The sequence below is a fragment of the Thermomonospora curvata DSM 43183 genome (genome assembly GCF_000024385.1).
In the GTDB taxonomy this organism is placed as follows: domain Bacteria; phylum Actinomycetota; class Actinomycetes; order Streptosporangiales; family Streptosporangiaceae; genus Thermomonospora; species Thermomonospora curvata.
The window spans coordinates 1249294-1261408 of sequence record NC_013510.1; the positions used below are offsets into that span (position 1 = coordinate 1249294).

Here is a 12115-nt window from a genome sequence, read left to right on the forward strand (position 1 = left end):
AGCAGGCAGATGACCGCGCCGACGGGGTAGGCGCGAGCGGAGGCGCGATGGCTCGCCGAGCGGTGGCGCGGGAGCGGACCGTGGCACACAGCGGGGAGACGGCCGTCCAGCGGGACGGGGCGACGAGCGGCCCCGGCATCGCCGGTGCCGTGGAGACGACCTCCGGCCTTGCCGACTTTCCGGAGGAGGGCGCAGGGAGGCGGCGCGGCGGCCGCTGGGCCGGCTCCGGCGGCCGCTGGTGGGTCTGGCTGGGCCGGGCGGTGCTGTGGGCGTTGATCATCGTCATCGTGGTCAACGGCGTGCGCGTCCCCATCGAACGGCTCACCGCCGACCCCGCCCCCACGCAGGCCCCGTCCGGCAACTCGCCCGCCTCGCGTTTCCCGACCGCGGCCGCATCGGCGTTCGCGCTGCAGTTCGGGCAGGTCTACCTCAACTACGACCAGGAGAAGCCCGCCGAGCGCGAGCGCCGGCTGCAGGCCTTCCTGCCCGACGGCACGCTGGGCCAGTTCGGCTGGAACGGGGTCGGCACCCAGCAGGTGCAGTCCGTTCAGGTCGCCGGGGTCGAGGTGCGCGACGACAACAACGCGGTCGTCACGCTGCTGGCCCGCGCCGGGGACCGCTGGCTGTCGCTGGCCGTGCCCGTCTACGCCAAGGACGGCGCCATGGTCGTCTCCGCGCGCCCCGCCCTGCTGCCCCCGCCCGCCAAGGCCGCGCTGCCGCAGCGCGGCGTCGGCGAGCGCGACGGCGAACTGGAGGGCGAGCTGCAGACCGTGCTGCTGGGGGCCTTCTTCGAGGCCTACGCCAGCAGCGAGGAGGCCGCGCTGGCCCGCTTCACCGACGGCCCGCCCATCACCGGGCTGGGCAAGTCCGTCACCTTCGTCCGGCTGGCCGAGGTGGTCGCCCCCCGCGGCCCGGCCGACCGGCGCACCGTCACGGTCGTCGTCACCTGGCGGATGCCCGGACAGGACGCCGAGGGCGCCGCTGCGGAGTTGGAGTCGGCCTATGAGCTCACGGTGGTGAAGAAGGACGGGACCTGGTACGTCAGAGACATCCGGGGCGTGGGCAGACCCATCGGGCCATAAGGGAAGTGACATGAGCCCATACGCCGACCCCGACCCCCGCAAGCGTTGCAAGCCCGCCGAAGCAGAGAGGTAGTCAGTCGATGCTGCTGCACACCATGGCGTCGATCTCCGACCTGATTCTGGCTTCGCCGGACGAATTGAAGACCGACCAGCTGGCCGACTGGTTGCGTCAGATCTTCGGGCCGTTGTTCCTCGTCATCGTGTCGATCGTGGCGATCTTCTTTCTCTTCACCCGCGAGATCACCCGTTTTGTGCAATTCATCGTCCTGGCGATCGGAATCGGAATCATCTTCTATGTGCCGAACATCATCGAGGTCACGGCCAAAGCGATCGCGGCGGCCCTGGGAGTGAATTTGAGCTGAGCGACGAATGAGCCCTTTTCGACACCCGTCCCACCGGCCCGCCGGAAGGCCGGTTCGCCGCCGGCGCGGCCCGGGCGTCTTCGCGGCCGTCCCGGGCGGTGTCTCAGCCCGGCGCGGAGCCGTGGGCCGGGTGCCGAAGCAGCGGGCGAGGAAGGTCCCATCCGCCGGTCCGGCGGTGACGTCCGGTGCGGATCCATGACGGAGTCGGCACGGCGCTGTGCTCGTCACAGTTAGGGGAGTAGGGCGTGGATCTACCCACGTACACGAACATATGGCGCATCGAGAAGCGGTTGTACAAGCTGTACGACCTGCGCCTGCCGATGCCCCTGCCGCTCGTGCAGATCGGCGTCTTCGTCGGCGTCTTCGTGCCCTGGGTGCTGCTGCTCATGCTCATCGGCGTCCCGCTCAAGACGCCCTGGCACGTGCTCTACCTGGTGCCGCCCGGGGTGCTCACCTGGCTGGCCACCCGTCCCGTCATCGAGGGCAAGCGGCTGACCGAGCTGCTGCTGTCGCAGGCGCGCTACCTGACCGAGCCCCGCACCTGGTGCCGCCTGACCCCCATCCGCGAACCCCGTGAGGTCGTGGTCGTCGCCCGCATCTGGCGGCGCCGCACCGACCCGCCCGTCCCGGCCGCGGCTCCCGCCCGCGCCGCCGTCCGCGCTCACAAGGAACAGCAAAGCAAAGAACACAAGGAACGGGAGCAGACCCCCGCTCCGGCGCGCCGCCGGCACAGCGCCGTGGTCCCGATGGCCGGTCTGGCCGCGGCCGCCCCGCCCGCCGCGCCCTCCGGGCACGCTCCCGCCGTCGGCACCGGGACGCCCGCCCGCCGCGCCGCCAGACCGTGGCGCCCCACCACGCCGCGCAGCATCTCCCACGAATCCGACGTCCCGCCGTCCCGGACCCGGCCGGTCCCTTCCGCGGACCTGGAACGGCCGCCGGCCACTCCCCGGCTGGAGGTCCCCCCGCCGGCCTCCGGCAGGCGGGCCTTGGCCTCCGGGGTCAAACGGCCCGGCGAGGCCGCCGAACTGTGGCCCGCCGTGCCCCCGGCCGGACCGCAGCCCGCCCGTCCCCAGGGCGTTCCCGGCCGCCCGGCGCCTTCCGCCTCCCCCGCCTCCGGTCCCGGCACGTCATCGGGTGCCCCCGCGCCGGCACGAGCGGGCCTGCCCGCACCGCAGGTCCCGCCGCCACGCCCCGTGCCCGCCGAGGCACCGCAGGAGCGGCCTTCCCCGCCCGCCCCGCCTCCGGCTCCGGCCGGCCCGCCCACCGCGGCCGGCGAGACCGCACCCGCCGCTGCGCCCTCTGCCGCCCCCGGCACGGCACCGGCTGAGACCTCCCGTCCTTCGGCGCAGCCCGCCGCGAGCGGCCCCCTCGCCCGCCGGCCCGAGCCCCCGGCCGCCGCGGATGATGCGTCGGCCGGTCCGCCGGCATCCTCCGACCGGCACCCCGGCAGCGCCTCCGAGCAGGAGGACGCCCTCGCCGCCTCGGACGCCACCGGCGCGACGGCGGAGGCGCCCCTTCCTCCGCAGGCCTCCGCCGAATCCTCCGGTCCCGAAGACCGGCAGGACGCCCCTTCTGCTCCGGAGACCGCCGACGAGGCGCCGGCAGAGCCCTCCCGGGCTCCAACAGACCCTGCCGCGGCCGAGGCCGCCACCGAACCGACACCGGACGCAGGCCCGCAGGACGAACCCGCGGCGACGGAGGCCCCGGACGCCGCCGAAACACCGGCCGAGGCCGCCGCAGGCGACTCGCAGGCGGCTCCCGCCGCGGGCGAGCCGCAGCGGAAGATCGCGGCGCGCGAACCCGCCGAAGACGACCAAGCAGGGGAGACGGCCGCGGCGGACGGCGCTCCTCGCACGCGGCCGGACATCCCCCAGCAGGTCCCGGGCACCACCGTGCCCGACATCCCTCAGGTGCCCCGGGCGTTCGGCGCCGCCCGCACCGATCGGGAAGACGGCCGCCAGGCCACGGCCGCCGAGCCGCAGCCCGCCGCCGAGGCCGCCTCCGCCCAGAACCGGCCGCCCACCGAGCCGCAGGCCGGTGAGCAGGACCGTCCCCAGATGCCGACCCGGCCCTGGCGGGACGGGCTGTCCCGGCCGCTGCGCCCGGCGAGAACGGACGTGCTGGTGTGGCCGCCGGTGCCGGTCGCCGGAGCCCACCCGAAGGGGAACACCGGCGCCCCCGCAGACGGCGGACGGCCGGCTCGGGAATCCGGGCCCGCCGGACCTCCTTCGCAGGCTCCCGGAACCGCCGCGCCACCCGGCGGCGTGCCCGCCGCGCCACCCGGCGGACTGCCGCCGGCCGCGCCGCCGCCCCACGGCCAGACCCCCGCCGGTCCGCCGCGCACCGTCGATCAGCCGCCGCCCGGCCCCGCGGTGGGACACCCGCCCGCCGACCGGCGTGCCACGGGGCCGCAGCCGGCGATCCGGGCGCCCTGGCCGCCCGCCGCGGCCGGGGGACAGCCCGCGCAGGGCCGTCCCGCCCCCGGCCCGTTCCCCCAGCCGCAGGGCCATGCCCCCGGCCGGCCCGCGGGCGCGCCGCCGGCGGGCCGACCCGCCCAGGGGACGCCGTTCACCCCGCCGCCGGACCAGCGGGTCGCGGGCGCAGAGCACGCGGCACAGCCGTCTCCGCCGCCGGCCCCGGCCCGGCAGGTGCGCTCGGGCCCGGCTTCGCCGGTGCGGCCGCGTCCGCTCCCGCCGCCCCCGTCGCCGCCCCCGCCCAGCGGCCCGGCGATCACCCCGCCCGGCCCCGAGCAGGAGAGCACCTCCGGCGGCGGGCTGCGCCGGCTCATCGCGGCGGTCAGCGGCGGGCACAGCCACCTCGACGAGGAGTACCAGGAACGGCTGCAGCGCCCCTTCCAGGGCACCCGCCGCATCGTGGTGCTGGGCTGCACCGGCGGGGCCGGGCAGACCGTCACCGCCCTGATGCTGGGGCACACCTTCGCCCAGTACTGCGGCGAACCGGTGGTGGCGATCGACATCAACCCCGGTCCCGGGGCGCTGGCCCGGCGCACCCGCAGCGACACCCACGAGACCCTCACCAGCCTGATCACCCGGGCCGACCAGGTCACCACGCTGACCGCCATGCGCCGCTACACCTCGCAGGCCAAGTCCGGCCTGGACGTCATCGCCGCGGGCAAGAACCCGCTGCAGGCGCTGGACGACCGCGACTATGCGCTGGCGATCCGGACCATCGACAAGTTCTACTCGATCACGCTGCTGGACGCGGCGGCGGCGGTGGTGGCGCGGGTGCTGCCGCACGCCGACCAGATCGTGCTGGTCGCCCCGGCCAGCGCGGACGCGCCGCGGGCGGTGGCGATGACCTTCGAGTGGCTGGACGGGCACGGCTATGACGAGCTGCGCTCCCGCGCGGTGACCGTGATCAACGGGGTCAGCCGGCGCAGCATGGCCGACGTCGAGCAGGCCGAGGCGGTCGCCCGGGGGCGTTGCCGGGCCCTGGTGCGCATTCCGTGGGACGATCACCTCAGCATGGACCGAGCCCCCCGCAACGAACTCAAGTCGCTGCGCTCTCCCACGCGCCGCGCCTACCTGGCGCTGGCCGGTGTCATCGCGGGCGGCTTCTCCGAACTGCCCGAGCGCTACGTGCGGCACGAGGACGCGGAGCGGCAGCAGGAGGGCACCGTATGAGCGCCGCCGCCCTCCGGCCCCGCACCCCCGCCTGCGGACGGCCGCCGCAAGGCCGGGGATGCGGTGCGTCGCTGCGATATGAACGCAACGTGCACCGGATGCGCCGCCGATCCGGGATGATCGAGGACGCCGCCCGCCGCGCCGCGCCCGCGCCGGGCGCAAGGGAAGATGTGAGTTCCGTGCAGGGCCGGGCGGATGTGGCCTCTGGGGGAGATGGCGCCGGAAAGAAGGCGGGGGACCCTGTGAGCAGACCACACGCCGAGGGCGCTGCAGGAGCGGGTGCCGTCGTGCGCCGTGAGGAGGACGGGACGGCCGCCGAAGGAGCGGCGCCGCACCGCCGCCGTCCCGCCGGCGGCGGGCACGCGCGCACGGACGGACGCGACAGGCGAGCGGAGCGGATGAGATGAGCAGGAGCAGGGCGCGTTCCAGCCGCCTGGCGGTGCGGTACTTCGACGACCGCATCCTGCTGACCGACCAGGCGGCCTGGGCGTACTTCCGGTTGCCGACGGTGTCGTATGAGTTCACCACCGCCGAGGAGCGCGAGGCGCTGGCCACCAACATCACCATCGCGCTGGCCGGTATCCGGATGCAGGACGCCGAAGTGCACCTGCGCATCGCGCACCGTCTCTACCCGGCCGCCGAGTGGGCGCGCAGCCTGGACCGCACCTCCGACGGCGGCCCCGGCTGGCGCGAGTACCTGGAAGAGATGTACGCCCACGTCTGGAGCCAGGAGTTCTGGACCAAGGAGGTCTACCTCGGCGTCCGGCTGGGGCCGCGCGGCATGGGCGCTCAGCTGTCCGGCGGGGTGCTGTCCCAGCTGCTGGGCTTCTACAAGCGCAGCGAACAGGTGCTGGGCATCGAGGACGACGCGATCGACGCCAAGGAGATCGCCCGCTGGACCGAGCAGGCCGAACGGATAGGCCGGGCCCTGGGCAGCTCGGCCCTGTACGCCCGCCACGCCACCTCGACGGAGGTGGCGTGGCTGTTCCAGCACGCGGTTTCCGGGTCGCTGCAGGACCCGCCGCCGTCGGCGGTGCCGCGCCGCACCTGGGGCGCCGGAGAGATCGAGGCGCTGGTGGAGGGAGCGATCCACAACGGGCGCTCCTACCTGCGCATGGAGCAGCCGGGCACCAACGGCGCCGGAGGGGCGGTCAACTCCTCCTACGTGGCCTACCTCAGCTTCGCGCGCTTCCCCGACCTGATGCCCTTCCCCGACGGCGAGCCGTGGATGCACTACGCCGACGCACTGCCGTTCCCGGTGGAGATCAGCTCCCGGATGAAACTGATCTCCCCGGCCAAGGCCTCCAAGGACGTCTCCCGCAAGCTGGCCCACGCCCGCGACATGGACCAGCACATCCGGGAGGCCGGCGCGGAGGCGCCGCTGGCGCTGGCCGAGCAGATCGACGCCGCCCGGATGCTGGAGCACGGCATCACCAAGGAGCGGCTGCCGTTCGTCTACGGCTGGCACCGGCTGATCGTGACCGCCCCGACCGAGGAGCTGCTGGCCCAGCGGGTGGACGCGGTGGTCGAGCACTACCGCGACATCGGCATCGACGTGGTCAACTCCACCGGCGACCAGTTCTCGCTGTTTTTGGAGTCGCTGCCGGGCGACCGGATCCGGGTGGGCGCCTACGCCCAGCGGCAGCCGCTGCGCACCATCGCCGGCGGCATGCCCACCGCCACCGTGGACCTGGGCGACCGGCGGGACGAGAACGGAGGCGGCTGGATCGGCCCCTACATCGGGCAGACCCTGGGCCGGGCCCGCTCCATCGTGCACTTCGACCCGCTGGTGGCGGCGGCCCGCAACCGTCCCACCGCGGTCGCCATCACCGGCGAGCCCGGCGGCGGCAAGACCACACTGGCGCTGCTGCTGATCTACCAGATGGCGCTGCGGGGGGTGACCATCGCCGCCATCGACCCCAAGGGCGACGCCGAGTCCCTGGTGGAGCTGCTGCGGGCCCGCGGCCGCAAGGCCCGGGTGCTGCCGCTGGGCTCGGCCGCGCCCGGCCTGCTGGACCCGTTCTCCTTCGACGACGACCTGGCCGCCAAGAAGACCATGGCCACCGAGACGCTGCGGCTGCTGCTGCCGCGCATGTCGGAGGAGCGCGAGTCGGCGATGATCCAGGCGGTCGGCGCGGTGGCCAACGGCGAGCGGCCCTCCCTGGGCAAGGTGGTGGAGTACCTGGAGAACGCCGACGACCCGGCCTCCAAGAACCTGGGCGCGGTGCTGCGGTCGATGTCGGAGATGCGGCTGGCCCGGCTGTGCTTCGACCCCTCCGGCGGCGAGCGCATCGACACCGCCGGCTGGACGACCGTGTTCACCTTGGGCGGGCTGACGCTGCCGGACGTGGCGATCTCCCGCGACGACTACTCCTATGAGCAGCGGCTGTCGGTCGCGCTGATGTACCTGGTCTCCCAGTTCGCCCGGCGGCTGATGCACGGCCTGGACCGCCGGCTGCCCAAGGCGATCTTCCTGGACGAGGCGTGGGCCATCACCTCCACCCCCGAGGGCGCCAAGCTGGTGCCGGAGGTGTCGCGGATGGGACGGTCCCGCAACACCGCGCTGATCCTGGTCTCCCAGAACGCCGGAGACCTGCTGAACGAACAGGTCACCAACTGCCTGTCGTCGGTGTTCTCCTTCCGCTCCTCCGAGCGGCAGGAGGTCGGCAACGTGATGTCGCTGCTGGGCGTGGAGCCCTCCGAGGAGCACAAGGCCGTACTGCGCAACCTGGGCAACGGCGAGTGCATCTTCCGCGATCTGGACGGCCGGGCCGGCCGGATCGGGGTGGACCTGGTCTCGGAGGAGCTGCTGGCCTGGCTGGACACCAACCCCACCCGGGTCCGCCCGACGTCCCCCCTGAAGAGCTAGGAGGTCTGCCCATGAACGGGTCGTGGCGGAGCCGCGTTCGGCCGGCGGGCGCGTTCGGCCGCCTGCGGCCGCCGGCCGGGACGAGCCTGCCGCGAGGCGCTCGGCTGCAGCGGTCGCCGGCCGAGGGCGTCAACCCGCCCGGACGCGGGCGCCGCTTCCTCCCCGCCCGCCGGAGCCGCCGGGGCGCGGTGCTGTTGACGGTCCTGATGCTGCTCGTCTTGGGCCCGATCGTCCCGGCCGCGGCCGGCCCCTTCGGCAGCGACCCCTGCCGTCCGGCCGACAATCCCGCGCCGGAGATGTACGGGTCGGGCCTTGACGGCATGATCAAGCCGCCGGGCTATCCGAGCGAGGAGCTCAAGCGGACTCCTCCGGAGCAGCTGACGTACTACGACCGCTACGGGAGTGCCGGCCAGCACTGGTACGCGGTGGACATGGGCTGCTCCGACGCCATGGACATGATGGGCAACGCCCTGGCCAACACCACCTTCACGCTGGCCCGGGTGATAGACCGCACGACCATCACCGTCTACCAGGCGGCGGCCTCCGAGTCGCTGCTGGGCTGGCTCAAGGACACCGTCGACGACGTGATCAGCGGGATGGGCAAGACCTTCAACGCCCGCTACTGGTCGTGGGTGGTGATCCTGGGCGCCATCTGGCTGGCCTGGTGGGGGCTGGTGCGCAAACGGGCCAGCAGGGTCACCGAGGGCACCATCTGGATGGTCGCCGCCATGGTCGCGCTGATCTGGCTGGTGGCCCGCCCCGCCGACTTCACCACGCTGGGGACCAAGGTGTCGGAGGCCACCAGCGCCGCCTTCAACGCGGCGCTGCCGCAGGCCGACAACAAGGGCACGACCTGCATCCCCTCGCCCACCGGGAAGAATCCGCTGGACTCGCCGGATGTCGATGCCACTACTCGCAACGCCAATGCGTTGTGGATCGCGCTGGTCTGCAAGCCCTGGCTGATGGGCGAGTTCGGCACTACGGACCCCAACGCCAAGATCGTCAAGGACAACGCCGACAAACTGCTGTGGTCCCAGGCGGTCGACTTGTCAGAGGCGTACGGCCAGCGAGAGCTCGACATGAGCAAGAAGGCCGACGCCTACAAGGAGGTCGCAAAGAACATCAAGGAGGAGCACCCCGGCGTCTACCCGGTCTTCCAAGGCAAGAACTGGACGACCCGGTTCGCGATCGCGCTCGGCGCGCTGTTCGCCGCCGTGGTCGCCGGTCTGCTGGTCATGGTCATCGCGATCACGCTGATCGTGGTGAAGATCGCCTTCTTGCTGCTGCTGGTGGCCGGGCCGATCTTCCTGGGCATCGGCATTCATCCGGGGGTCGGCCGAGTGATCGCGATCCGCTGGCTGGAACTGCTGCTGTCCATGCTGCTCAAACAGGCCGCGCTGATCGGGGTGCTGGCGCTGCTGCTGTGGACCTACGGCCTCATCCTGAGCGAGGGACTGCCCTGGGGCCTGCAGATCCTGCTCATTTCCTTGGTCACCTTCGCGGCGTTCATCTACCGCAAGCCGTTCCAGCACCTGTTCTCGGCGGTCGGCTACTCGGCGGTGGGCGCCCGTGAAAAGGGCGAGATCCACCTGGACAAGTCGATCGCCGAAGCCCGCAAGAGCACGGTGGCCGCCGCCACCGCGGTGGTGCCCGGGGCCGCCGGATACCGCCTGGCGCGCTGGGCGCGGCGGGAACCGTTGGAGGCCGCCGCAGCCGGGGAGACCGGCGCCGAGCGGCGGGCGGGCCTGGCCACCGCCGAGGCCGGGGAGACCGCCGGGGCGGTCGCCGGCCGGGGCCGCAGCGGCGTGGCGGCGGGGGCCGGACGCGGCCGTGCGGAGGCTCCGCCGCTCAACCTGCCCTCCCGGAGCAAGTCCGCCGGTGACGGGCGCTCCGGCGGCCTGACGGCCGGCGGGAACGGCTCGGATGAGGCGGTCGTCGGCGGGACGGTCAAGCCCACCTCCTGGACGGCCGGCCGAGGCGGCCGGGGCTCCGGCGGCGGGACGAGCGGCGGCGGTGCTTCGTCCGGCGGCTCCTCGGGCGGTGGTATCCGTCTCGCCCGGCCCTCCTCCGGCGGGGGCGGCTCGTCCGGTGGCGGCTCGGCTGCAGGAGGCGGGAGCAACGGGGCGGGCCGCAGCGGGGGCCTGTTCGGAGGCTCCTCCGGCGGCGCCTCCTCCGGCGGGGAGCGGCCCAAGAGCCCGGCGGCCGGAGTGCCCCGGCCGCGGAGCGGAGGAGACGGGGCCGGGCAGAGCACCGCTCGCAAGCCCCCGCCGCCGCTGTGGGGAGGCCGGCCCCGCGACGAGGGCCCGCCGATGCCGTTCTGGCTCCGTCCGGTCGAAGGCGCAAGTGAACGAGAGGACTGATGGAGCTCACCGATCGCCGGCGCAAGCTGCTGTTCGCTGGGATCGTGGTGGTGCTGGCCGCCATCGGGATCTACCTGACCGCGGCCGGCCCCGGCGACGAGGCCGACTCCGCGCAGCCGCGGGCCGCCGGCAGCCCGGCGGCCCCGGCCGGCCCGGCGGCGCCGTCGGTGCCGCCTCCGGGCATCGACGACGCCGTCACGGCCGACAACTTCGACATCTACCGGCTGCTGCCCTTCCCCAAGCGGGACTTCGCCGCCGCGGCCGCGCTGGCCCAGCGGTTCACCGCCGCCTACGGCACCTACCGCTATGACGAGGACCCGCAGGCCTACATCGACCGGCTCGCCCCCATGGTGACCGAGGAGCTGCGGATCCAGCTGGCCCGGAGCGCGTCCGCGCCGGGGCTGATCGAAGAACGCCGGGCCGAGCAGGTCGTCGCGCACAGCACCGCCACGCTCGACAGCGTCTACGACATCCAGGCCAATTCCCTGATCTTCCTGGTCACCGGCAACCAGGAGATCACCAGGTCCGGCTCGACCACCCGGGAGAGCAAGCAGTTCGCCGTGACGATCGCCCGGGACGGCTCGGCCCTGCGGGTGTATGCGTTCGAACCGGCCGGTGCCGACCAGGGCCAGGCCGGCGACACGGGCGCTCCGGACGACGAGGGCGATTGACCGGGCGCGCCCTGGGGCGATCCGGTGGAGGTGAGTGGAACGGATGAGACGGGGTCTGCTGTTCCTCGGGGCCGCCGTCGCGGCCGGCGCGCTCTTTGCGGCCCTGATCGTCTTGCCCGTGTTCATGGGAGCCGGGCAGCTGCTGTACGGCGGAGGGTCAGGGGGGTTTTGCGTCGACACCAGCCAGGCGAGCCGGCAGCCGGAGGAGACCTCCGACGCCAAGGCGATCCCCGCCGACTACCTGAAGCTGTACAAGAAGGCGGGCAAGGACTACGGGCTGCCGTGGAACGTCCTGGCGGGAATCGGGAAGGTGGAGACCGACCACGGAAGGTCGACGCTGCCCGGTGTCTCTTCCGGGGAGAACTACGCCGGGGCCGGCGGGCCGATGCAGTTCCTGGAGTCGACCTTCAAGGCGTTCGCCGTGGACGGCAACAAGGACGGCAAGAAGAGCCGCTATGACCCCGCGGACGCCATCCCCTCGGCGGCGCGCTACCTCAAGCACAACGGCGCCCCCGAGCGGATGCGCACCGCGCTGTACATGTACAACCACTCCTGGGACTACGTGGACCTGGTGCTGTCGTGGTCCAAGCGCTATGGCGGCGGCGACTTCACCATCGTGCAGGCGAACGGCCCCAAGTGCTCCGACACCGAGAACCTGCCCGACGACGTCGATGAGATAGTGCAGCGCATCATCGACTTCGCCCTGGCCCAGCGCGGCAAGCGGTACGTCTTCGGCGCCAACGGCCCGGACGCCTGGGACTGCTCCAGCCTGGTGGAGGGCGCCTACAAGTCGGTCGGGCTGACCATCCCGCCCTCCACCTGGACCCAGTGGCCGTTCGGGGTGCGGATCCCCAAGGGCTCCGAACGTCCCGGCGACCTGGTGTTCTTCAACTCCGGTCCCGGCACCTCCTGGGACCGGCCCGGCCATGTGGGGCTGGTCATCGGCAACGGCAAGATGATCGCCGCCCGCTGCGCCACCTGCGTGCCCAACATCGGGGTGCAAAGCTACAAGCGCTCCGACTGGGTGGGGGTGACCCGCCCGCTGGCCAATCCGCAGGTACAGGAGCAGCTGAAGAAGCTCCAGGCGAGGTGACCGGGCGCCACGGCGGCCGTGGTGCAGGCCTCCT

At 73.4% G+C, this 12115-nt stretch carries 7 protein-coding genes; all 7 read left to right on the top strand.

Going from position 1 to position 12115, the window contains the following annotated elements:
- The first annotated feature begins 47 nt into the window (after positions 1 to 47).
- The 7 genes from TCUR_RS05415 to TCUR_RS05445 all read left to right on the top strand — a co-directional run bounded on the left by TCUR_RS05415 (position 48) and on the right by TCUR_RS05445 (position 12081).
- A complete protein-coding gene (locus tag TCUR_RS05415; RefSeq protein WP_012851465.1) occupies positions 48 to 1082 on the top strand; it encodes a conjugal transfer protein in 1035 nt (344 codons plus the stop codon).
- An 80-nt stretch (positions 1083 to 1162) separates the two neighbouring features.
- On the top strand, positions 1163 to 1444 hold the full coding sequence (locus tag TCUR_RS05420) for a hypothetical protein (protein WP_012851466.1): 282 nt from the start codon (positions 1163 to 1165) through the stop codon (positions 1442 to 1444).
- Positions 1445 to 1689: 245 nt separating this feature from the next.
- On the top strand, positions 1690 to 5088 hold the full coding sequence (locus TCUR_RS28285; protein WP_012851467.1) for a conjugal transfer protein: 3399 nt from the start codon (positions 1690 to 1692) through the stop codon (positions 5086 to 5088).
- A 403-nt stretch (positions 5089 to 5491) separates the two neighbouring features.
- On the top strand, positions 5492 to 7957 hold the full coding sequence (locus TCUR_RS05430) for an ATP-binding protein (protein ID WP_012851469.1): 2466 nt from the start codon (positions 5492 to 5494) through the stop codon (positions 7955 to 7957).
- 188 nt (positions 7958 to 8145) lie between these two features.
- On the top strand, positions 8146 to 10317 hold the full coding sequence (locus TCUR_RS05435; protein ID WP_245536990.1) for a type IV secretion system protein: 2172 nt from the start codon (positions 8146 to 8148) through the stop codon (positions 10315 to 10317).
- A complete protein-coding gene (locus tag TCUR_RS05440; RefSeq protein ID WP_012851471.1) occupies positions 10317 to 10988 on the top strand; it encodes a hypothetical protein in 672 nt (223 codons plus the stop codon). The genes TCUR_RS05435 and TCUR_RS05440 overlap by 1 nt, the downstream gene beginning before the upstream one ends.
- Positions 10989 to 11031: 43 nt before the next feature.
- Complete coding sequence (locus tag TCUR_RS05445; protein WP_012851472.1) at positions 11032 to 12081, top strand: C40 family peptidase; 1050 nt, start codon at positions 11032 to 11034, stop codon at positions 12079 to 12081.
- The last annotated feature ends 34 nt before the right edge of the window (positions 12082 to 12115 follow it).

What these genes read in the sequence shown, in the direction of transcription:
- TCUR_RS05415 (WP_012851465.1), top strand. Translation starts at nt 48, where the DNA reads ATGGCTCGCCGAGCGGTGGCGCGGGAGCGGACCGTGGCACACAGCGGG.
- TCUR_RS05420 (WP_012851466.1), top strand. Translation starts at nt 1,163, where the DNA reads ATGCTGCTGCACACCATGGCGTCGATCTCCGACCTGATTCTGGCTTCG.
- TCUR_RS05430 (WP_012851469.1), top strand. Translation starts at nt 5,492, where the DNA reads ATGAGCAGGAGCAGGGCGCGTTCCAGCCGCCTGGCGGTGCGGTACTTC.
- TCUR_RS05440 (WP_012851471.1), top strand. Translation starts at nt 10,317, where the DNA reads ATGGAGCTCACCGATCGCCGGCGCAAGCTGCTGTTCGCTGGGATCGTG.
- TCUR_RS05445 (WP_012851472.1), top strand. Translation starts at nt 11,032, where the DNA reads ATGAGACGGGGTCTGCTGTTCCTCGGGGCCGCCGTCGCGGCCGGCGCG.